At 41.5% G+C, this 22,118-nt stretch carries 26 protein-coding genes; 9 read left to right on the top strand and 17 right to left on the bottom strand.

The features are described from left to right. Positions 1–14 precede the first annotated feature (14 nt). The 8 genes from UCH003_RS06885 to UCH003_RS06850 form a co-directional block, all read right to left on the bottom strand. Entirely contained in the window at positions 15–662 is a 648-nt protein-coding gene (locus UCH003_RS06885; RefSeq protein WP_060825937.1) for a hypothetical protein, read from the bottom strand. Beyond that, on the bottom strand, positions 655–2,181 hold the full coding sequence (locus tag UCH003_RS06880) for a hypothetical protein (RefSeq protein WP_060825936.1): 1,527 nt from the start codon (positions 2,179–2,181) through the stop codon (positions 655–657). The genes UCH003_RS06885 and UCH003_RS06880 overlap by 8 nt, the downstream gene beginning before the upstream one ends. 70 nt (positions 2,182–2,251) lie before the next feature. Continuing rightward, positions 2,252–3,148 (bottom strand): GTPase Era, encoded by an 897-nt coding sequence (era, locus tag UCH003_RS06875; protein ID WP_060825935.1) that lies wholly within the window; start codon positions 3,146–3,148, stop codon positions 2,252–2,254. A 9-nt stretch (positions 3,149–3,157) separates the two neighbouring features. Then, complete coding sequence (gene hslU, locus UCH003_RS06870) at positions 3,158–4,483, bottom strand: HslU--HslV peptidase ATPase subunit (RefSeq protein WP_060825934.1); 1,326 nt, start codon at positions 4,481–4,483, stop codon at positions 3,158–3,160. Then, positions 4,480–5,025 (bottom strand): ATP-dependent protease subunit HslV, encoded by a 546-nt coding sequence (gene hslV / locus UCH003_RS06865; protein ID WP_039674486.1) that lies wholly within the window; start codon positions 5,023–5,025, stop codon positions 4,480–4,482. The genes hslU and hslV overlap by 4 nt, the downstream gene beginning before the upstream one ends. 5 nt (positions 5,026–5,030) lie before the next feature. After that, positions 5,031–5,477, bottom strand: a complete 447-nt coding sequence (gene rplI / locus UCH003_RS06860; protein ID WP_039674488.1) for a 50S ribosomal protein L9 — start codon at positions 5,475–5,477, stop codon at positions 5,031–5,033. Beyond that, a complete protein-coding gene (locus UCH003_RS06855; protein WP_039674489.1) occupies positions 5,474–5,872 on the bottom strand; it encodes a rhodanese-like domain-containing protein in 399 nt (132 codons plus the stop codon). The genes rplI and UCH003_RS06855 overlap by 4 nt, the downstream gene beginning before the upstream one ends. Positions 5,873–5,909: 37 nt before the next feature. Next, entirely contained in the window at positions 5,910–7,136 is a 1,227-nt protein-coding gene (locus UCH003_RS06850; RefSeq protein ID WP_060825933.1) for an argininosuccinate synthase, read from the bottom strand. A 153-nt stretch (positions 7,137–7,289) separates the two neighbouring features. Between UCH003_RS06850 and UCH003_RS06845 the strand changes: the two genes are divergently transcribed. The 5 genes from UCH003_RS06845 to UCH003_RS06825 are packed head-to-tail and all read left to right on the top strand — an operon-like array spanning position 7,290 to position 10,936. Then, positions 7,290–7,538 carry an RNA-binding S4 domain-containing protein gene (locus tag UCH003_RS06845; protein WP_039674492.1) on the top strand — a complete coding sequence of 83 codons (249 nt, stop codon included), beginning with the start codon at positions 7,290–7,292 and terminating at the stop codon, positions 7,536–7,538. Further along, entirely contained in the window at positions 7,535–8,518 is a 984-nt protein-coding gene (trpD, locus tag UCH003_RS06840; RefSeq protein WP_060825932.1) for an anthranilate phosphoribosyltransferase, read from the top strand. The genes UCH003_RS06845 and trpD overlap by 4 nt, the downstream gene beginning before the upstream one ends. Beyond that, entirely contained in the window at positions 8,515–8,940 is a 426-nt protein-coding gene (tsaE, locus tag UCH003_RS06835; protein WP_060825931.1) for a tRNA (adenosine(37)-N6)-threonylcarbamoyltransferase complex ATPase subunit type 1 TsaE, read from the top strand. The genes trpD and tsaE overlap by 4 nt, the downstream gene beginning before the upstream one ends. Next, complete coding sequence (gene lptB / locus UCH003_RS06830; protein ID WP_041961811.1) at positions 8,927–9,649, top strand: LPS export ABC transporter ATP-binding protein; 723 nt, start codon at positions 8,927–8,929, stop codon at positions 9,647–9,649. Before tsaE ends, lptB begins: the two co-directional genes overlap by 14 nt. A 15-nt stretch (positions 9,650–9,664) precedes the next feature. Continuing rightward, complete coding sequence (locus UCH003_RS06825; RefSeq protein ID WP_060825930.1) at positions 9,665–10,936, top strand: RNA polymerase factor sigma-54; 1,272 nt, start codon at positions 9,665–9,667, stop codon at positions 10,934–10,936. On the opposite strand, the gene UCH003_RS06820 is transcribed toward UCH003_RS06825, so the two are convergent. Genes UCH003_RS06820 through UCH003_RS13720 form a run of 3 tightly spaced genes read right to left on the bottom strand, consistent with a single transcriptional unit; the run spans position 10,933 to position 12,718 of the window. Continuing rightward, positions 10,933–11,763 (bottom strand): adenylosuccinate lyase, encoded by an 831-nt coding sequence (locus tag UCH003_RS06820; RefSeq protein WP_060825929.1) that lies wholly within the window; start codon positions 11,761–11,763, stop codon positions 10,933–10,935. The genes UCH003_RS06825 and UCH003_RS06820 overlap by 4 nt on opposite strands. Before the next feature lie 56 nt (positions 11,764–11,819). After that, positions 11,820–12,545, bottom strand: coding sequence for an arginyltransferase (locus UCH003_RS06815; RefSeq protein ID WP_144440989.1), 726 nt, complete (start codon positions 12,543–12,545; stop codon positions 11,820–11,822). A 2-nt stretch (positions 12,546–12,547) separates the two neighbouring features. Continuing rightward, positions 12,548–12,718 carry a hypothetical protein gene (locus tag UCH003_RS13720; RefSeq protein ID WP_173636955.1) on the bottom strand — a complete coding sequence of 57 codons (171 nt, stop codon included), beginning with the start codon at positions 12,716–12,718 and terminating at the stop codon, positions 12,548–12,550. A gap of 280 nt (positions 12,719–12,998) precedes the next feature. Here UCH003_RS13720 and UCH003_RS06810 point away from each other — a divergent pair, with 280 nt between their 5' ends. The 4 genes from UCH003_RS06810 to UCH003_RS06795 all read left to right on the top strand — a co-directional run bounded on the left by UCH003_RS06810 (position 12,999) and on the right by UCH003_RS06795 (position 16,280). Beyond that, positions 12,999–13,958 (top strand): hypothetical protein, encoded by a 960-nt coding sequence (locus UCH003_RS06810; RefSeq protein ID WP_060825928.1) that lies wholly within the window; start codon positions 12,999–13,001, stop codon positions 13,956–13,958. 485 nt (positions 13,959–14,443) lie between these two features. Next, positions 14,444–15,630, top strand: a protein-coding gene (locus UCH003_RS06800) for an IS3 family transposase (protein ID WP_144440965.1) whose coding sequence is annotated in 2 segments (ribosomal slippage) — positions 14,444–14,735 and positions 14,735–15,630 — 1,188 coding nt in all. Because the reading frame shifts where the segments join, the coding sequence is not laid out codon by codon here. Between the two features lie 14 nt (positions 15,631–15,644). Further along, a complete protein-coding gene (locus tag UCH003_RS14035) occupies positions 15,645–15,944 on the top strand; it encodes a phage protein GemA/Gp16 family protein (RefSeq protein WP_432416370.1) in 300 nt (99 codons plus the stop codon). Positions 15,945–16,019: 75 nt separating this feature from the next. Then, positions 16,020–16,280 carry a Mor transcription activator family protein gene (locus UCH003_RS06795; protein ID WP_060825927.1) on the top strand — a complete coding sequence of 87 codons (261 nt, stop codon included), beginning with the start codon at positions 16,020–16,022 and terminating at the stop codon, positions 16,278–16,280. Here the strand turns inward: UCH003_RS06795 and UCH003_RS06790 are convergent. The 6 genes from UCH003_RS06790 to UCH003_RS06765 form a co-directional block, all read right to left on the bottom strand. Continuing rightward, entirely contained in the window at positions 16,277–16,753 is a 477-nt protein-coding gene (locus UCH003_RS06790) for a phage virion morphogenesis protein (RefSeq protein ID WP_060825926.1), read from the bottom strand. The two genes, UCH003_RS06795 and UCH003_RS06790, sit on opposite strands and share 4 nt — an antisense overlap. Before the next feature lie 89 nt (positions 16,754–16,842). Then, positions 16,843–18,000, bottom strand: a complete 1,158-nt coding sequence (locus UCH003_RS06785) for a PBECR2 nuclease fold domain-containing protein (RefSeq protein ID WP_060825925.1) — start codon at positions 17,998–18,000, stop codon at positions 16,843–16,845. Then, on the bottom strand, positions 17,997–19,400 hold the full coding sequence (locus tag UCH003_RS06780) for a phage portal protein family protein (RefSeq protein ID WP_060825924.1): 1,404 nt from the start codon (positions 19,398–19,400) through the stop codon (positions 17,997–17,999). Before UCH003_RS06780 ends, UCH003_RS06785 begins: the two co-directional genes overlap by 4 nt. Then, on the bottom strand, positions 19,397–21,139 hold the full coding sequence (gene terL / locus UCH003_RS06775; RefSeq protein WP_082709161.1) for a phage terminase large subunit: 1,743 nt from the start codon (positions 21,137–21,139) through the stop codon (positions 19,397–19,399). Before terL ends, UCH003_RS06780 begins: the two co-directional genes overlap by 4 nt. Further along, positions 21,126–21,614: a DUF1804 family protein gene (locus UCH003_RS06770; RefSeq protein ID WP_060825923.1), complete on the bottom strand. Its 489-nt coding sequence runs from the start codon at positions 21,612–21,614 to the stop codon at positions 21,126–21,128. The genes terL and UCH003_RS06770 overlap by 14 nt, the downstream gene beginning before the upstream one ends. Further along, on the bottom strand, positions 21,604–22,008 hold the full coding sequence (locus UCH003_RS06765) for a phage protein Gp36 family protein (protein ID WP_060825922.1): 405 nt from the start codon (positions 22,006–22,008) through the stop codon (positions 21,604–21,606). The genes UCH003_RS06770 and UCH003_RS06765 overlap by 11 nt, the downstream gene beginning before the upstream one ends. Positions 22,009–22,118 lie beyond the last annotated feature (110 nt).

Genomic DNA, 22,118 nt, shown 5'->3' with positions numbered 1-22,118 from the left:
TGATAACACTGTTTTCAATATTTCATCCCCCAAACGGCAATGTTCAATTGTCCTTCAATATTTTTCTTTCCTGTGCAGTTTAACTCGTAAATATCGACGACTAATTCACTTTCCTCAATGGCATTCATAAATTTCATCGTGTTGACGAAAGGACCGTTAAAATCAACTTTTAAAGAGAGTATCTGTTCAATTTTTTGTAAACTCGGTTCATTGATTTTATTTTCGATGACTTTGATGCGTACGGCATATTTTTGAGCCAATTGTGTGATAGAATTTAAGAATTTTGCCCAATTTTCATCGTTAAAAAGAAGGTAGGAAAGCTCTTTTAATTTCGTATCGACATAAGCGTTCGTGTACGTTGCTTTTTCAAGTAGGATTTTAGAATGCTCAATGTCGGATTTGATTTTAGCAATTAAAAAATTTTCATTGCCGTCTTTTGAAACGGAAGCTAGATACGATTGTTCATCTTTAAGCTTTTTTTCGGTTTCTTGCGCGGTTCGTAATGATTGTTTTAACATGGATTCCGTGATCGGAAAAAGATAACTATAGACTATAAAACCGACAACGGAAGCAAGCATTAAAAAGATCAGATACGTTTCATTTTTTTTCTTTCCATCAAAAAAAGCATCAATTTTATCAAAGAGTGAATCAAGGCTATTCATCATGCAATCCTATTGAAATGTTGCTGCTATACAATTTACCTGTATCGTCTTGGGCTATTTTATCGGTATTGATTTTATATTTTTTAAGTTCGGTAAGGTCTTGGATAAATTCCGTGATTTTTTTCTCGCTTCTATTTTGAATGGATACCGTGAGTTGTTGGTTCTTAAAAACAATGTTTTCAACTTTGCTTCCGCTTTGGTTGGAAAGTTGAAATATTTCAAGAAGCATGGCGGCTTTCATCGGATAAGAGATTTTTTTACGATAAATTTCCGAGAGCAATTTTTTTCTAAATTCAAATTTTGCCGTTTCGTCTTTGAGAAGAACATCCACTTTCTCTTTTTCTATTTTCAATGCCGCAATATCTTGACGAATTTTAGAAGTTTTTTGTAAAAGCGTATTGTATGCGTTGGTATTTTGTGCCGTTTGTAAACTTAAAAAAGAGTGATAAGCAAATTGATAGGCGGGATAAACAAGACTCACAATCAAACTGGCCGCTAAAATCGCTAAAAGTTGTCCTACCGGTCGATATTTTAGCGGAGGAGGGCGTTTAAAAATCGAAAAATTAAGTCGATCATCATGGTTTTCAAAAGAAAGTTGTGCACTGAGCATCATCAAAATATGAATTTGATCGATATACCACTCTTTAGAATTGATGGCGATACTAAAATTAAATTCAAACGATTCCAATCCCAAATAACTTCTTCCATACTCGTCAATTCCCGAAAATGTTCCTATTTCGGAACCTAAAAAAATTTTATCGATATAATCGATGTTGTAAGATCGTTTACAAAAAACTAAAACATCGTTAATATAGAGGAAAATTTCTCCGAAAAGTTGCATGAGGCTTTGTTGGTGTTGGCTGTTGGTTGCACGAAGTCCTTCATTGACGAGTAACTTATAAAAGTCTTCTTCATCGATTCTTTCGCCGATAAGTTCACAAAATTTTTCATTAATTTCTTTTAAAGAATAATGCAAAGACTTGGAATAAATATATTCGCCGCCTTTATAAATAGCTAAAAAGGCGTCGTTTTTTTGAAAATAGACGAAACAGTGCGTACCGTCCGGTTCAAGTAAATTTTTAGAGTATAACGCTTTGATTAAAAAGGGAGCCGGCGTCACGTAATCGATATAGCGTGTTTTTTCTTTGATCGGGGATAATTTAGCGTCAATTAACGCAGCATCGACGATAAAAACGTTAAATGAGCGATTTTTAGTATCTTTGGAATCCGTTTCGCTATACGTAATCGTATATTCTACGGATGTATCTAGCGCCAACTCATCATACACTTTGATTTCGATAGCGTCTTTAAGATCGCTATCGGGAATATTTCGACTAATATCGATCGTTGCGCTAATCATATCCCGTGCGTAAAGATAAGAGATAAAAAATGCATTTTTATCGCTTTTTTCAAGTTTATTCAGTTTGATTTCATTTTTCGAATACGCATATGAGACAAGAGATGAAGGGTCGATGGAGACGATTTGCGAACTGTAACGTCTATCCTCTGTTATGGACATTTTTAAAACCCCTTTTATTTTAAAAATTAATCATTGTACAACAATTATATCATAATTTGTTATTGTTACTTTATTCTACTATATAACCTATTTTCTTCAATAATTCTTTATCTTGACTCCAGCCTTGCTTTACAACGACGACAAGTTTCAAAAAGAGACGTTTTTGTGACAATTCTTCAATTAATCGACGGGCATGAGAGCCGATTCTTTTGAGCGTTTGCCCTTCTTTTCCGATAATAATACCCTTTTGGCTCTTTTTATCGACGACAATAGTAGCATAAATATGATCGATTGACTCTTTTTCTTCGACTTTATCGATTAAAACATCTGAAAAGTAGGGCACTTCATCGCTCGTGTATTCAAAAATCGCTTCGCGAATCAGCTCTTTATAAATATCGCGAGAACGTTCCGTCGTCAATATTTCCGGATCGTATAAGTAAGGATGTTCCGGAATAAATCGACTAATCGTCTCTAAAAGATAGGATTGTGAGATTCCTTTTTTTACGGAAACGGGAATTAAGGCCGCAAATTTGTCTTGATAGGTTTGATATTGTGTTATTTTATCCAATAGTACCGTTTGCGAAACGGTATCCGTTTTGGTTAAAAGAACGATGTGCGGTACGTCAGGCCTGGTTAAAGTTAAAAAATCCGCGTAGTGTTGCAGGGTATCGGTAACGGGCGTTAGAAACAAAATAAGATCGCAATCGCCCATCGCCTTCATGGCTTCTTCGAGCATAAATTGATTGAGGAGTCGTTCCTGCTCGTGGATACCCGGCGTATCGATAAAGATAATTTGAGCATTTTCATGCATGGCGATCATATTGAGTCGCTTGCGCGTTGCATTGGCTTTATGCGAAACCAAGGCAAGTTTTTCACCGATAAGCCAGTTGAGTAGAGAGCTTTTACCGGCATTGGGGCGTCCGACAACGGCAACAAAGCCGGCTTTTGTTTTAAGAGGTTTTATCATAATCCTACTTTATAAAATATAGCGACTGCTATCTTCGTTCTCAACGATAGCATCTAATTTTTGGTGTACCAACTCTTTTGTGACGTAAAGGGTCTCGCCTTGATGTTCGTCGGCACTGTAACTGATCTCTTCCAATACTTTTTCAATGACGGTATGCAATCTCCTAGCACCGATATCTTCGGTTCTTTCGTTGGTTGTTTGCGCAATTTTCGCAATAGCGCGAATCGCTTCTTCTTCAAAAACCAACTCGACGCCTTCCGTTTTGAGTAACGCTTGATATTGACGAAGGAGCGAATTTTTAGGTTGCGTTAATATTTGGTAAAGAACCTCTTCGCTTAAGGCATTCAACTCGACGCGTAGCGGAAATCGTCCTTGCAATTCGGGAATCAAATCGCTCGGTTTGCTTAAGTGAAACGCACCTGCCGAAATGAAAAGAACGTGGTCGGTTTTAATCGTACCGAATTTCGTCGTAACGTCGCTGCCTTCGACAATGGGTAATAAATCGCGTTGAACGCCTTCTTTGCTTGGATCGCTGCGGTTCGATTGAGAAGCACTGACGGCAATTTTATCGATCTCGTCGATAAAAATAATACCGCCGTTTTGAGCGCGGTCTCTTGCTTCGCTTTTAATTGCTTCCATATCGAGTAATTTTTCGCTCGCTTCGAGTTTCAACGCCTCTTTTGCATCTTTAACGCTCATCTCTTTTTTGATTGAACTTTGCCCCGTACCTAAAATTTTAATAAACGACTCTTGCACTTTGACCATTTCCGGCGGTAAGGAGGAGTCGCCCAAATCGTTATTGCCTTGCGAAAGTTCGATTTCGATTTTGAGTTCGTCCAATTCTCCGTCGCGAAGTTTTTGGCGCATTTTTTCAAAGCTTCTTTCGTATTCGGCTTTTTTTTCTTCGCTCACGCCTTTGGGAAGCGGCGGAAGCAATTTTTCGATAATAATTTTTTCGACATGTAAGGCGATGGTTTCTTGATTTTTCTCTCGATGCTCTGCTTTCACTAGATTGATCGAAGCCATCATTAAGTCGCGAACCATCGATTCGACGTCTCGACCGACGAAACCGACTTCGGTGTATTTACTAGCTTCCACTTTAACAAAAGGTAAAGAGAGCATTTTTGCCATTCTCCGCGCAATCTCGGTTTTGCCTACACCCGTAGAGCCGATCATGAGAATATTTTTCGGCATAACTTCATCGACCATGTCGCCTTCAAGCAAAAGCCTTCGGTATCGGTTACGAAGGGCGATGGCAATAGCTTTTTTCGCGTTGGTTTGACCGATAATGTACTCATCCAAATAGGCAACGATTTGTTTGGGAGTTAAATTCATGAAGCACTCTTTTCTAAAACAAACGTTTTAATACGATCGTTGGTGTAGATGCACAATTCGCTTGCGATTTTAAGGCTCTCAAGGACGATAGTCTCTTCGTCGAGTTTCGCGTGCCTATCCAGAGCGCGAGCCGCCGCAATGGCATAATTTCCGCCGCTGCCGATTGCCGCTATTTTCCCGTCTTCGGGCTCAACCACGTCGCCGGTACCGCTTAAAATAAAGATATGATCGCAATCAAGCACGATCATCATCGCTTCCAGCCGACGCAACATCTTGTCTTTGCGCCACTCTTTGGAAAATTCGATCACCGATTTGTATAAGTCGCCTTTTTTTTGTTCTAAAATCGTTTCAAACATGTCAAAAAGGTTGAAAGCGTCGGCGGTACTTCCGGCAAAGCCCGTTAAGACTTTACCGTTGTAGAGTTTGCGAATTTTGGTGGCGTTGTTTTTAAGCACCGTATTGCCGAACGTGACTTGTCCGTCGCCGCCGATGACCGCTTTGTTTTCGCCTCGACATGCAAGAATGGTGGTTGCTTCAAACATTAATCTTACTCTCCGATAATAATAAGGGACAAGAGGGCGTGAATGCCGTGTCCTAATTTGATGCTGACGTCGAAATTGCCCGTCGTTTTGATCGCTTGATCAATTTCGACGGTTTTTTTATCGATTTCAATACCGTGTTGCGTTTTAAGTTCGTGCGCAATTTCATCTTTGGTAACGGCACCGAAAAGGCTACCGTTTGCCCCGAGTTTACGCTTGACGGTCAATTTGAGCGTTGCCAATTTCGCTTGTATCGCTTTGAGGTTAGCGATCTCTTCTTCTTGTGCGGCAGCTTTTTTTCGTTGTTCCGCTTCGTATTTGCGCATAACTTCGTTTGTCGCTAAAAGGGCAAACCCTTTGCCGATAAGGAAGTTTTGACCGTAACCGTCTTTGACCTCTTTAATTTCGCCTTTTTTTCCTAAATCTTTGACGTCTTTAATTAATAAAACTTTCATAGTGTCTCCTTATGATTGATGCTAGAAGGCAGAGGAGCGTTTTTCAATTTCTCTCCGCCGTATTCGATAATTCCGCCGCTAAGGTGCGCTATTTTGGTAAAACCCATACGTTTGAGGCGCGGAATCAAACGAAAGGTTCGGCGTGCATTCGTGCAGTAAAAAATCACTAAACGATCTTGTAATTTAAAGATCGCATTGAGTTGCGTATGTAGCGTCGAGGTCGGGAACACGCCGTCGGTTCCCTTAATACTCGATGCCGTATACTCGTTTTTCTCGCGAACATCGATTAACCAAAACGAAACACGACCTTTTGCCCTTGCTAGAAGAAGTACATGTAACTCTTCCGGACTTATTTCGTGGCTTCTTTCAATCTCTTGCAGATATAATTGACTCATCGACGTATCTTTCGGAGATCATCGGCATTGTAATGCCTTAATTTCCTTGTTTTTTTCTATTTTTACCGCTAATAATAAAACGAAGCGCATTGAGTTTAATAAACCCCGCCGCATCTTTTTGGTTGTAAACTTCATCTTCTTCAAAGGTACAAAAGGCTTCGTTGAAGAGATTGTTGGTTTTAGAATCTCTGCCGATGACCGACACGTTACCTTTGTAAAGTTTCAATCTTACCGTGCCGTTGACGCCTTCTTGCGATTTATCGATCGCCGCTTGCATCATTTCGCGTTCGGGCGAAAACCAAAAGCCGTTGTAAATTGTTTTCGCGTAGCGCGGCATCAACTCATCTTTAAAATGCGCCGCTTCACGGTCTAACGTAATGCTCTCGATCGCTCTGTGGGCACGAAGCATAATCGTACCGCCCGGAGTTTCGTAGCAACCTCGACTTTTCATACCGACAAAGCGATTTTCGACGATATCGATACGTCCGATGCCGTGTTTGCATCCAAGAGTATTGAGCTTAGAAAGCATCGTTGCAGGAGAAAGCTTTTCGCCGTTAAGTGCGACCGGATCGCCTTTCTCGTACGTGAGTTCAATCACTTCGGATTGATCGGGTGCTTTTTCGGGACTTACCGTCCATCGCCACATGTCTTCTTCCGGTTCGGCGGCAGGATTTTCAAGCACCAATCCTTCATAAGAGATATGCAATAAATTCGCATCCATCGAATAAGGCGATTTACCCGGCTTTTTCTCAATGCTGATACCGTTTTTCTCGGCATACGCCAATAATTTCTCGCGTGAATTTAGATCCCATTCTCTCCAAGGAGCGATAATCACAAGATCGGAATTCATACTAAGATAACCCATCTCGAAGCGTACTTGATCGTTTCCTTTACCCGTTGCACCGTGACTTACGCCATCGGCTCCGACCATTGCCGCGATTTGCGCTTGGCGTTTTGCGATTAAAGGACGCGCGATAGACGTACCCAAAAGATACTCTCCTTCGTAAATCGCGTTGGCTCTAAACATCGGGAAAACGTAATCTCTTACAAACTCTTCTTTTAAGTCTTCGATAAAAATATTTTCGGGTTTAATGCCCAAAGAGATCGCTTTTTTGCGTGCCGGTTCCAACTCTTCGCCTTGACCGATGTCGGCGGTAAACGTGACGACCTCACATTGGTACTCGTCTTGGAGCCATTTTAAAATAATACTGGTATCAAGTCCTCCGGAGTATGCTAAAACCACTTTTTTGACATTTTTTTTCATCGTACGAATCCTCATAAAATTAATAGAATTTCGTGATAGTAGCGCAACTTTATAAAAACTTTGCTTATGCTCTAGGGGCGATTTGGCGGTCAAGCTCAAAAACCAAATTTAAATATTCTTTTGCTAGAATGGACGTTAAATCAAGGAAGAAAGATGCGAATCGATAAATTTTTAAACAGCGTCAATATTACGAAACGAAGAGCCGTTTCCGAAGATATGTGTAAAAACGGCGTCGTCAGCATTAACGGCGTAACGGCCAAACCCGCTAAAGACGTTAAAGTAGGCGATATTATCACCGTGGCTTATCTTGAACGCTCCGTTCGATACGAAGTCGTGCAATTGCCGCAAACCAAAACCATACCCAAAACCCAACAAAACGACTACGTAAGGGAACTAAAATGAATTATCAAGAGGCATACGAAGCGTTTAACGCGTTGTTTGAAAATCAGCTTTCAAGCGAAGAAGCCGCGCGTTTTTTAGTCGAGCTTTACCATCGGGGAGAAAGCTTTGAAGAGATTGCCGCCGCGGCAAAAGTGATGCGCGAACACAGCGTTAAACTCGACATTCCACACGATTTAAAAACCGAAATCATCGATATTGTCGGAACGGGAGGAGATAAAAGCGGTACGTTCAATATCTCGACCACAACCTCTATCGTTTTAAGTGCGCTCGGTTGCAAAGTCGCCAAGCACGGTAGCGGTTCGGCAACGAGTTTATCGGGAAGTGCCGATGTTTTAAGATCGCTCGGGCTCAATTTAAATTTAACGCCCGAAAAACAGGTTAAAATGCTTCAAGAGTGCGGTTTTGTTTTTATGTTTGCGATGAACCATCATCCGTGCATGAAACACATTATGCCGATTCGTCGCTCACTGCCGCATCGAACGATTTTTAACATGTTAGGACCGCTTGCCAATCCCGCGAATGCGCAAAAACAAGTCGTCGGCGTCTTTCACGTCGATTACGTCGAACGTTTTAGTAAAGCTTTACAAGCACTCGGTACGCAAAAAAGTATGGTGTTAAGTTCGCTTGACGGTTTGGACGAAGTCGGGATGTCTGCTCCTACGTTTTATATGATGATTGAAAATACGCAGATAAGCCAAGGCGAAATCGATCCTCAAGCTTACGGCTTTAAATCGGCCTCTTTGGAATCGATTCAAGGCGGCGATAGCGATCATAACGCCGATATTACGCGGGCTATTTTGAAAAACGAAGAAAAAGGTCCTAAGCGCGATGTTGTGTTACTAAACGGTGCATGCGCTTTGGTCGTCGATTCCAAAGCCAGAGATATTCAAGAAGGTATCGAAATGATGGATGCGGCACTTGCAAGCAAACAAGCGTGGGATAAGCTCGGCGAAATTATTAAACTCTCGTATTTAGTATGACGTACGAAACGACATGTGACGTGACGGGGCTTAAGGCACTGGCGCAAACGATTAGAGAGCAAATGGGAGAAGAGGGGATTTTATTGCTTCGAGGCGGTTTGGCAAGCGGAAAAACGACGTTTGTTCAAACGTTTGCCGCCGTTTTAGGCATTCGCGAACCCGTCTCTTCGCCGACCTTTTCCATTTTGCACGAATATGAAAACCGTTTGTTTCATTACGACATTTACCAATGCGGTACGGATGGATTCGTCAAAAGCGGTTTGATCGAAAAACTCGATAGCCGCGGATACCATCTGATCGAATGGGCCATGTCGGATTTTGAAGCCCTGTTAGGGCGTTTAGGCATTGCTTACGGCACGCTTGATATTGAAGAAAAAAACGATCAACGAACCTATAAGGTAAACATACATGCATACGCTTAAAGTAGAAAAACTTGAAAAAGTAATTAAAAAAACGCCGATCATCAAAGGCGTCTCCCTTGATGTCAAAAGCGGCGAAGTCGTCGGACTTTTAGGACCTAACGGAGCCGGAAAGACGACGATGTTTTATATGATTTGCGGCTTGATAGAACCGACTTCGGGTGCGGTTTATTTCGATAACCAAGACGTGACGCATATTCCCTTACATGTCAGAGCCAAACAAGGTATCGGCTACTTGCCGCAAGAATCAAGTATTTTTAAAGATTTAAGCGTGGAAGAGAACATTATGCTTGCGGCGGAGATTGTTTACAGCAATAAAGAAGAGGCCGCTAAACGCGTCGAAGAACTCTTAAATCTTTTAAACATCGAACCGATTCGTAAACGTAACGGCGTGAGCCTTAGCGGCGGTGAACGACGCCGATGCGAAATCGCTCGCTCTTTAGTGTTACATCCCAAATTTTTGCTTTTGGACGAACCTTTTGCGGGCGTTGACCCTTTGGCGGTCGCGGATATTCAAAGTATCGTTGAAGAGTTGGCAAAACTCAATATCGGCGTTTTGATTACCGATCACAACGTACGAGAGACGCTTGCTATTTGCGATCGTGCTTACGTCATCAAAGACGGAACTCTCCTTGCCAGCGGTAGTAGTGAAGAAGTGGCGCAAAATAAACTGGTGAAGACCTATTATCTCGGCGAAGATTTTCGATTTTAATTTTAGGAGAGAGGAGTGAAACTTAGGGTCAACGCTACACAGACCGCCAAACAAAAATTCTCCTCAACCCTGAGAGGTTGGCTGCCCATTTTACAAGCCAATCTTGATACTTTAACCGAAACGCTCGAGCCGTTCGTGCAAGAAAATCCGTTGATTCATATTCGATCCGGATGCGAAGTTCCCGAAAAAAAGTTCGAAAAAAAGAGCTTTTTTCAACATGCCTCTAAAACGTCGGTTTCGGATACCATCGAAGCGTTAACGCTTTATAAAAAATCACTCTACGAGGCTTTGTTCGAGCAGATCAATCCGCCGCTTTTTCCGACGGAAAAATCGCAAAATATTGCTTATGAAATCATTGAAAATATCAATTGTGAAGGCTATTTCGAAGCTCAGGCTCTACACGATATTGCACACAAATTGAACGTATCGATGTCCGAAGTCGAAAAAATCAGACAACGCTTTGCTTATCTTGAACCTTTGGGAATCGGCGCGGTTGACGTCAAAGAGGCGTTTTTATTTCAACTCCAAGACCTCACGCTTGAAAATGAACTCTACGAGGTTGTTGAAAATCTTATCGTCCATTTTGAAGCGATCGAATCCATGAGTAAAGAGCCTTTATTTCATGAAGCACTTAGCATTATTCAGCGTTTTCGCAACCCTCCCGCCATCGATTTTTTAGAAGACGAACGAGAGATTATCCCCGATATTTTTATCTATGAAAACGACGGTGCGATTGAGGTGCGCTTAAACGACGCCTATTATCCCGAGATCATCATCGATACGGAAGGCATGGACGAAAGCCACAGCTTCGTTTCGCAGAAAATCAAAGATGCCAAAGACCTGATCGATGCGCTTGAAATGCGTAAAGCCACACTGTATAAAATCGGCCTGATGATCGTCGAATACCAATACGATTTTTTCTTCGGAAAAGCCATTAAACCGATGAAACTGAAAGATTTGGCGGACGATTTGGGGCGCAATCCTTCGACGATTTCGCGTGCGATTGCCGGTAAATATCTCTCATGCAGTCGCGGTGTCATCGCATTAAAACAATTTTTTGCGACCGCTTTGGACGAAGATATTTCCAATAGCGCCATTAAAGACTACATGTTAGAGTTGGTTAAAAACGAAAGTCGCATAAAACCGATGAGCGATCTTAAGTTGCTGGAAATGATTGAAGAGAAATTTAACATCAAAATGGTGCGTCGCACGATTACCAAATACCGCCAACAGTTCAATATCGCCAGTTCGTCCGAACGTAAAAAACTTTACATGTTAACGCGCTAGGCGATGCAACGCTCGGAGTTTTGAAAGTGCATTTTGACCATTTCGTATGCCGTTTGCACCTCTTGAAACTTTGCAACGTATTTGACATGTAAGTCTCCGTCGTAAAGTCCGCAACTATCGGGATGGTATTTTTTCACTAACGCCAAGTAGTTACTACGAACGATCTCGAATGAATCTTCTATTTTACACCCTAAAATACCGAAATAGTCTTCCAAGAGCGAGAAGAGGGCATTGTGACGGTTACGGCGGATTTTTTTCGCCATCAGAGTTCGTGTGTAGGCTTCATAATGCGCTCGATCGTAATGAAATTCGACGTAAGAGCCGAAAAGCTCCTTTTGCGCCAAAAGTTTGTCTAAAAGCACGGCGGTTTGATCGGAATTGGGATAGAGCGTAATCGTCCCGTTTTTAGGGCGTATTCTGACGAGGTGATCTTTAAAATAGCTTTTTAAGTAAGATGCGAAAAGCGTATTGTGCGAACCCAAATCGAAAATAACGGCATAATTGTCTTCAATAGCGATGCGAATCGACATTTTTTGAATGACTTGATTGGGTTTTAAAAGTGAAATTTTGATGCTTTTATCGATAGCGTTTTCGATGATGCTTGCTTGCATTTGATCATTATGCTCGCGCAAGTAAATTTTAGAGATAAGTTTTAGAAAATAACGACGCTGAACCGTCTCTTCGGGTTCTTTAAAAATAATCATTTTTTCTTTGCGCCCGATTTTTTTCGTGAAATTTTTAGCGGCGATATTTTGTAGAAAATAAAACGTCTTTGCATCTTCTTGAATTGTAACGGCAAGCATATCGTGAGTAAGGCAGCAGTGCATCGAGCTCTCCTTTTTGCATTCAGATATGCATCTTAAGCAAAAAAGATTCCAAGTTTTTAAAGCCAGATAGCATCCTCGTCTATTTTGGGGTTTCCTTGTAAAATCTGATAAGGACGATAGTTTCCTTTGTATTTTAAACTTTGGCAGTTTTCAACGTAATATCCTAAATAAATCCACTCTAAACCGTACTCTTTTGCCAAAATTAATTGTTCGTAAATCGAAAGGCGTCCTAGCGAAAGATGGGCAAAATCGGGATCGTAAAAAAAGTAAATCGAGGAGATCCCGTCATCCAAAAAGTCGATCAAATCCACACCGATCAATTTGTCTTCGTAAAAATAAAGTACCTCTTTACCGAAATCCTGCGCGCCGCTAACATAAAGTTCGTGGTAGCTTTGCGGTTTGAGGTAGTAGTATCGCCAGCCACGTTTTTGTTCCATAAAACGATGGTATTTATCGTAGAGTTCTAGATGTTCGTTGCTAATACTCGGCACTTGAATCACGTAACGTATCCCCTCGGCTTTTTTAAAAGTCCGTTTTGCGGAGCGTGAAAATTGATAATTTCGAACATCGATACGAAGGCTTAAACATGCCTTGCAATGCGAGCATTGCGGTCTGGAATAATAATGTCCAAAACGTCTCCAACCCCGTTCAACCAGAGCTTGATTGAGTTCTGAAGTCGCGTTTTCGATGTATTTGTATTCCATACGCGTTTTACATCCGTCCAAGTAAGAACAAGACGTCTCTAAGGTCGAAAATTCGATCATACGTGAGTGTAATGCCATAATCAGTGGAGTTTTTTAACGCCCGAAGTTTTCATAAAAGTCTCAAATTGCGCTTGCAATTTTTTTTCCTTTTCTTGCTTTTGCGCTTCTATAAGCTTTTCTTGATTGATTTTTTCATCTTGATTCATCTTCTCTTTGATCGATTTTAAATCGTCAAACAACGCATTTTGCATTGTAAAGTCCTTGTCTATAGCTAAAATAAGTTTGGATTATAGCAAAAAACGGCATGATTAAAGATAAGGTACTTTGTGTTGGAGATACAGAGTAATCATCACACAAAAAAATGAAAAATACGACAGGTTTGCATCAAGACTCGAAATAAGCAGTTATAGAATGGGTGGCAGTATAGGCGGAAATATCTTTCATATGTGCATAAAGCGTATAAACAAGAATATGTCTAAACGCTTATCGATGCATTTGAACACATCGAAATAATACAAAAAAGATAAATAAATGACAGACCTCTATAAATTTGTACTAGGGCTTGGTGCCGTGGTAATCGTATTAGACCTCTTATTTGTCTCTCCTAGCCCTAAAGTGGAAGTTCCTAAGCCCAGTGCTGAAGAAACCAAACAAGGTGAAGAGGAGCTTGCACGCGTTATGTTTATAAAAATGTCTTTGGGAAGCTTAAAAAAGGAAACTTCGAGCGTCGTTATGCCTAAAAGCACCTACGAGCATCTTCTCAAACAAGCAAAACGCCTTAAAGACGTTGTCGATGAAAAAAAGAGTGATGCGGCATTTAACGATACCGTACACAAAAACATCGAAGAGTCTCTAGCAACGCTTAAAGCGCACCAAGAACGCTATGAAAAGATCTTGCAAGCCCTTCAAAACGATGAAGTGATGCGTGCCACACAGATAGCAGGTATGCAAACACCCGAAGCATTGGTAACCAAGATGTATGAAGAAGAACCCTCCACGCTTGCGCTTTTTTTTGAAAAAAAGTGTGAAATATCTGAAGGCTCTTTAACCAAGGCACTTGAAGAAGATATAAAACGCTTAACAAAGCAGCATTGCATCGCGCAAGAAGATGTGCTCAATGCGCAACATATCGTCTCCTTTTTAGAACAAAACTTGCAAAGTGCCCAAAAAGAGACACTCTTATCTTCGCTTCACCAACAGTTAGCTTCTCTTCAAACCGTAGCCAAGAAGTCACTTTTGGACGACTCAATGGATGTCAAAGAGCTCAAACAACTCTACATCGAGGCGATAAAATTTAACTGCACGCAAACACTCGAACAACTCTTTACATGTAAAGAATGCGAGACCTTTTTAAATGAGCCCATTGAGGTGGCTGAAAAGCCTATAGGGCTTCGTCGTTATGAGACCAACAGTTACACACCTATAGAATTTGCAAGACGCTATGCCCATGAAAAAACATACAAAATTATCAAAAATAAGTTTGAACAGTAAGGCTGAACTGGGAATTTTGACGATGAAATCATTACCTGTACTTTGTATTTGGCATGGAAAGCGTGACACTAGAGCTTAAAAGCGTGTACGGAGTTTAGCTAATAAAGTAAAATAACGCATTGTATAACGGGGAAAAGATAAAATAACGTTATAATCGCAGAAGGAGAAGCTACTGAGTCGTGCTATTATCGATCTTCTCTTACACGCATACGGGCAAAACCACTGATGCATGGGCTGTTGTTTTCTATGCCGGTGCCGACTTTTAGAGCAATATGAGCTATCGTCACCATGTTTGGTGTGTGAGTAGGACAGATAGACTCTGCCAGTTTATCTTCTTTAAAGGCAAAATAGCACAAGAGCAGATAGATAAAATTAATCCAAAATGAGATAGTAACACATACTCTTTACATGTAAAGGTGATCTGGTTACACTAAATGATACACAGAGATGATAGAATTTCTGTAAATCATAAAGAGGATAAACGTATGTCAGGGAGAGTACAAAGATATACCCAAGAATTTAAAGATTCAGCGATACAGTTGGCATTAAACAGTGAGAAATCTGCGATGGTAATTGCCAAAGAGTTGGGGATGAGTGAGAAGACTTTATATGCATGGTTACGTCAATATCGTCAGAAGCATCATTTGGAATCTCCAATGATTGTACGTTCTTCAATCAACCATCATGCCAAAGAGAGCGTGGAAGAAGAGAACAAGCGCTTGCGTAAAGAGAATGCCCGTTTAAAGATGGAAAGAGATATCTTAAAAAAGGCAGCGGCGTTCTTCGCAAACGAAGCTCATTGAAGTACGCCTGGATCAAAGAGCATTGCAACGAATTCAATGTTGCATCAATGTGTCATATATTAGAGGTATCAAGGAACTGTTATTATCGATGGCTTCGTATTGAAAAACAAGAAGATACTTTTTTAAATACGATGATCAAGGATATTTTTCTTGGAACCTATCAAACCTATGGCACGCGTCGTCTAAAAAAAAGACTTGAGCAACTCTATGGCTTGATCGTTTCTCGTAGACGAATTGCAAGGATTATGAAAAAATTAGGACTCAGTTGTCGCAATAAACGTCGTTTTAGAGTGCTTACCACCAATTCCAATCATACGTATGCCATTGCCCCTAATCGAATACAACAAGACTTTTATACATCAACGCCCGATCAAATGTATGTGGGCGATATCACCTATATTCCGACACAAGAAGGGTGGCTGTATTTAGCGGTTGTAATTGATTTATATTCGAGAAGAGTCATCGGGTGGTCTATGGATACACATATGAGTTCCATGCTTGTCAATGATGCTTTATTTATGGCACTTAAAAAGCGTAATCCTCCTCATGGTGTTATCTGGCATACCGATCGCGGCAGTCAATATGCTTCTGATGCTCACAAAGCCTTACTTAAGGAATATGGCATCGTTCAGAGTATGAGTGCTAAGGGAAACTGTTACGATAATGCTGTTGCTGAGAGTTTTTTTCACTCGCTAAAAACCGAACTGACACATCACATGAAATTTGAAACAAGGAGCCAAGCCAATCAAGCAATATTTGAATATATTGAAGTGTTTTACAATAGACAGAGGTTACACTCAAGTAATGGCTATTTATCTCCGGTAGATTTTGAAAATAGATACTTGTTACAAAACAACATCAGTGCTTAGACATTTTCTTTTCTGTGTATCATAAACTGTTGACAGATCACTCTTCTAAAGCATTACATGTAACGGAGCTCATTCAATTAGTGAGCTATCTTAACATGCAAACCGATACATTACCAGTGTTTCAGCATAAGTGTTGCACTCCCTCTCAAGCGTGGAAGATCACAACTATGTGGGAGCAAAAAGCGAGAGACAAAAGCGAGCATGCACTGCTTAGTTTTTGCAAACGCATTACTAAAAGGGAGTGTGAAAGTATCGCTTCGCTAAGAGTCGACGAAGCAAAGAATATACTGATAGCACTTCAAAAACTTCAATAATTTTCTCAAATTGAGAAATATTTAAATTAACCCCTCATTTACATGTAAAATACCAAAAACGCTTATAGGTAGGCTATGTCACTTTCTAATAAAGATATTTTCGAAGACTTTACTAGGCGCATCCGTGAGGGTGCGAGCGATGAAGAGATGATGCGAGAATATGGCGGTATGCCTATCTATGTCCCCTCTTGGTGTATGAATGGTCGTAATGATGAGATCATCAAAGACTACACCGAAAACAAACTCTCCCCAAAAGAACTCAAGCTCAAATATGCTCTTAGCCTCAGCCGCATCTATGAGATCATCGGCGAGGCAAGAGAACCATCCCTCTTTTAATCTACATACTCTCTCAAATAATCTTCCAAAATACTATAAATTTCTTCTTCAACACCGCGTGTTAAGTTCCCATCTTTTGTGATCGGAGCGAAAGAACGTGCCACGATAGTCCCATCTTTACTTCCGAACTGGTGAACCAGTGGGTATGGGTATCCATCTTTGCTAAAAGCATTTACCCCAGCGATAACCGAATGCTCATCAGCTTGAGAGTTAATGCTCTCATACATGTTACTGTCTTTGCTTTGGAGCATCTTATGTTCACCGCGCTTTGCTTTGGAGCGTTTGGTACTCTCTTTAAGTGGGTGCCACGGTGTTCCATCAGGAGATTGTTCATTGTCGAAACTGTCTTCCATTGTGTTCGTAAAAAAAGTGCCTATCTCGCTCATGGGTGATTTAAGCGAGGTAAGCTTACTATGTAGCCGTCTTATAGCCTCTTCTATCCGAGGCGCTCCGATAACTTCAATCGTGATCATCTTTTCTTCTTTATTTTTGGTATAATTCTTTTATCGGAAAGAGCACCGCATGGAATGAGCAATGAGCGCTCCATCGTGCAAAGATGCGGTTATTGAGCGCGCTCTTTCTGATAAATGAGTTTTCCCTCTCTTTTTTTCTCCAAAGTCGTTGCTTTATCGATAAAATAAAAAGTAACTCCTTGCGTTTTATCGGGAAGATACTCAAAAATAGCCATTAACGCTTTTTGCTTCTCTTTGTCGTCTTTAAAATAGTGAAACATTTTCTTAACTAAACGGTTTGCCTTGTCGTCCCATTCAAGATATATCTCGTCAGGGGCGTTAAGCACCGTCGCAAAGGCGTCTATATAGAAGTGTCTGTCTTGTTTTTTAATCTTTGATTGTCCTGCAAAATTTTCAAATAAGCTATCGTCTATAATCATTGGGTCGCCCACTTTATCGACATACATTGCACCTGATTTAACGCCTAAATCTCCATAAAATTTCTTTTTCAACGCTTCATCGCTGTAGGCACTGTATGATGTTTTAGGCATGATGGTTGGAAGTGATTTTAAACTCTTATCTAAGTCTAGCTTTGCGATCTTTGCAACACGATTACCCGCACCGGGATTGTATGCCCAGTCTTTTGTGGCGATGTCTTCTTGCGTTCCTGTCGTTAACTCTTTACCTTGCTTTTGAAGTTGCTGTGCACTCCATGCTCTGACTTTACAATGACATCCCCATGCGTTTGGTGGATAGTTGGTTTGCCACCACGGGTCTGTTCTAAGAAGAACGATGCCGCTCTTTCGTTTGTGTTCCATTCTTGGATGCTCGCTAAGACCTCCGATATATTCCCAATAGATATTATGCTCGCCTTGCATTTGCTGTTCATACCTAGCCGTCGCCATTGCCACACGAGTATTTGTTTTAAAGATCGTGTTAAGACGCGTAGAGTTAACAGTGATCTCTTTGACTTCTCCCGTCGTTGGATTGACGATGCTCTGCTGACCCCACCATCCTTTTTTCTCAAGTGTGGGGATAAGCGCTTTCTTCCAATCCTCAAAGCGTGTACCGTTTTGCATCGCATCGGTGATAGAGCCGTGGATATCGCTGAGCAAATCAAGGCGCATGACCTTTGCAACCGTAAAGGCTTTATGGTGTGCGTCCTTACTCATCTCGTTGTAATCAAAGCTAAGCTTATACCCTTTATTGCGCAGATAGTCGATAGCATCCTTAGGGGCAAGCCCTGCGGCAAAAGAGGGTGTTTTCACGCTTCGCTTTCCTCAAATTCGCTTTGAGCGCTGCCTAAAATGTAAGAGCTTTGCAATGCACTATCCATCACGTCCTGTAACGCTTCGATGTCCATTTGCGGGTATGCTTCGTGTAATGCATCAATAGCCTCTTCAAACGAGGTGCATTTATCAACAATATCCACTATTTGACTTTGAAATGAAAGTGCTATGGTTTTAAGATCAGTACCGCTTTCGATGTCTTCTAAACTCGTGATCGGTTTATTTTGACTAAACGCATAGAGCTTCTGTAAGTGTTTATTGGCAATGGTAGCCGTTGGGTCGGTTTTCTCTTCGACTTCAATGTTATACGTCCGCTCAATGTAGGCTTTTGTGGGTTTATAACCCATGTTTGAGATGCGTTCGTCGCGTTCAGCAAGTACCGTGTTTGGGTCATCTTTATCTTTTAAAATGATCTTAATAGGCTCTTTGATGGAATTCAGTACCCTGAAGCTTTCAATGACTTTGCGCATGAGCTGGAGTGTCGTATGCTCATCAGACATCGCAATGTCTTCTCTGATCTCATTGTGCGTTTGTGTAGCGGCAAAACTGCCACCTTTGACATTCCCTGTTAAATTGCCTCCTAAGATCGCCTCCCTGATCTGGTCGTCCAAGTAGGAAGTGATCTTGTCAAAATCTCCCGTTTTTGAGACAGTTTCAATTTTGATTTCATCATCTTTCTCAATGACTGCGGCATCCCCGCTGAGCATGGCGTAAAGCTCCTCAGCCATCGCGTCCTTATCGCCGTCTGTTTTACCGATAGCCCACGGCACACCGTACTTTTCTAAGAACTTGATCCAAAACTCCAAAGAGGCGTTTTTGAATTTGACATACCAAAACAAGGACTCTGCAAGCGGTCGCCCCATTGGTTTATGGTACTTGTCTTCGTACAGGGCTATCACGGCTTTATGCTCTGGAATATCTGTTAAAGAACCGTAAGGGCTATAGTAGAGTACCCCGTTTTTCATCGTAAACTCACGGTAAGAGCGTTCGACAAGTTTAGGCATGAGCAAGTAGCCCTCAGGTTGTACTTCCCAGTTGACTTCGAAAACGCTCGCACCTTGGAATGGAGCATCAAGGATTTTACGAAGCACCGTGTGATCAAACACATTCGTGAGCGGTTCAATGAGCGTCTCGTCTTTACATGTAATGATCAGCTCTTTTTTGAGCGTTGCCGCTTTACGGCTTCCGATGCTTGAGATGACGGTTGCATCGTTTGAAATGCGGTCTAGCTCATCTTGATCGAGCCAGCGTTGGTAAACCGGTAAATTGTCCATAATACTGCGTAAAATATCGACAGCAGGGGCGGCACTAGAAGTTCGTTTTTCTTGTTTTAATGCTTTAGTTTGTTTAGGTTTAAAAATGTTGGTTATAAATTTCATCGGTGTCTCCTTGGCATTCTTCCTCTTAATCCTCTGCGATTTGTTCGCGGGGCGCTATTGTGTTTTTTCATTTTTGCAAGCTTACTTAGGCGATAAACGCACACGAGACCATCGGGGGCATCATCATTTTTCCCCTCAGGATAGTCCTCAAGCTGTTGGATAAGTTGTATTTGATCTTCATGTAAAAGTATTTCTCCATTCTCAATAGGGAGTTCAAGCTCTTCAATTCGCAGCCCTTTGTTGTCAGTATTGTTAATACCGCGTAAAGGCATAATAATCCCTCTATCAAACGCTTCATCTAGAATAAAAGGTTTAAGATGGAACTGCCCTCCATTATCTTCATATCCATAAATCTTGCATCGGTACTTTTCTTGCAAATCAACCATGCGTTTGCATATCTCTTTTGAACCAATTACTAAGTTGATTGACTCTAGCACATAACCTTTTTTTTCTTTTTCATCAACACCAAATATGGTTAAGTTTGTATAGTCACTCTTTTTTTTCTCCCCAGCCGGATCACACCATCCAAAAATCTTTAATTGCTTTAAGTTTGGTAGTTGTCTATAGAAATGCATCTTTTCACGCACGAATTTTTCAAACCCTGAGGATGGTTCATTTTGGTATTCTTTATTAAATGATCTTGGTGCTTCGGCACGTTTACGCATAAGTGTTTCAAGTGAGACGGCTTCCGCCCAAAGAACCCGTGCTCCTTTGTCCATCTCTTGTTTGTTAGCCAAGTAAAAAGAGTGTGATGCATCTAGCCCTTGGTGCATGTAAAGCGTGCTAAAGCGCTCCCACAAGTCCATTCGATCCGGGAACGTGATGATAGCTTTGTGTATACGCGGATTCCAAAACGCAAGCTTGAGCTTACGAGCTAGCACAGAGTCTTTGTGTAAAAGTGTTCCAATGTAGAGAATGTCCATACTGTCGTCCACCGCACCCAAGTTGGCGACGGCTTCGTCGAGCCATGCCTCAAGCTTGTCACGTTGGTCTCTGCTTCTGACGTTCTCGTCGTTTTCAAGATCATCAATGATCGTCTGATCGGGACGATGCACCCCGTGTTTGATACCACGAACGCGCTTTCCTGAACCAAAACCTTTAACTCTTACACCATTCTTTGTGACGATGTCGCCGATCTTCCAACGCTTTCCGATGCTAGTGGCATGAGGAAAGTCGGCTTTGAGGTTGTCGTTTTCGCTAAGTTCCGCTTTGATCGCTTCGATGAGTGTTTCGGTAAGTTCGATCGCATCTGAAAAGATCGTAATAAAATGTTTAAAGTCATTAACGATTAGCCATATCGGGAATACGACGGAAGCATCGGTCGACTTGCCATGTCCTCTTGGAGCCGCTAGTGCATACTTTTCACTCTTTGGTGTGTCCATGAGAGCATTCGCTACGGCACGAGAGATCGCTCTTTTTGCGATACGTTGGTAGATGGTTTCTAAGTCTGCTTGGAGAGCAGATTTACCGGGTAGATAGTAATAATGAGGGAAATACGTTCTTCTAAAAAAGTCGAAATCAACACGCTGACGCTTAACCCTTTCATCTCTGCCATCAGGAGGTAATGTACTATTCGAATGTATGATCTCTTTGAGAGAGCTTGTATAGTCATCCAACCATGAGAGAAACTCTCTACGCGTCAAACGTTCTGCGGTTTCTTTGTCTTTACCTGCACTGATCAGCTCTTCTTTCGTATCACGAAGCAGTGATCTTAGCGCTTCTTTATCAAAGAGCGACATCGAATTCATCCCCATGTTGGTCTACGACTTCGATAAAGACCTCCAAAAGTGCTTTATCGCCACGCGCCTTGATCCCCTCGCCGATCACTTTGATGACATGTTTAATGATGCCATGCTTATAGGCGGCAGGGTCTTCATAGCGGACGATCGCTTTCATCTTTGCGAAAGCATCGGAGAGCTTGACGATCTTATCCGCTTTCTCACCGGCAGGGAGTTGCGCTTCTCTTACGTCTTTTAAAGACTCATACATGTAACTTACGAAATCAGAGTACAGGTGCTCCCTTCGGTTTGGGTCTGCGACAATATGCTTTTCTGCTCGCAGTACGTCCCAGTCATACCCATTTGCTCCGTCTTCAGAACGATAGTTTTGAATGGTGCGTACACTGGTTTCTAAGATCGCGGCGATCTCTTCGACATTTTTACCGACGATGTACAAAGAGCGTGCTATTTCGATCTTTTGCGCTTTAGACGCCATGTGTAAACCCTTTCGTGATAGAACTGTATCGACGCTTCGTATGTGCATATGCATTGCCGATGCGAGGTGTATTAACCTCTTTTGAGGTTGAAATAGCAGTCGATATAACACCTTTTGCCATCTTGATGAGCTTGCTATCAGCCTCTCTGACGACTTCTTTATCGCCTAGCCCTTGCGCCTTGCGTAATTCATTAAGCGCTAGATCAACGGCGATGCTGATTAAAAGAGGGTTTGGATTTGAGGGAATGAGAATAAATGAAGAGATATAGGTCTTAGCCTCTTCGATTGCATGATCAATACGTGCATCATCCATCTCTCCGGTGCTATCAAGATCACTGAGTTCTAAGAGCTCGCCCTCGCTGATCTCTTTTAAGAGGTTTTCTTTCGTTATCATTACTCTCCGCCTATGTGTTTAAAAGGTGTTTAAATTCGCCTAGAAACGATTTAAAACTTTTCTTCGATAAACGAGTCGGATTAAGGCTTAAATCGTTTTTAGAGCCGTTT

It is taken from the genome of Sulfurospirillum cavolei (genome assembly GCF_001548055.1).
In the GTDB taxonomy this organism is placed as follows: Bacteria; Campylobacterota; Campylobacteria; order Campylobacterales; family Sulfurospirillaceae; genus Sulfurospirillum.
This window is presented reverse-complemented; position numbering and strand designations above follow the sequence as displayed.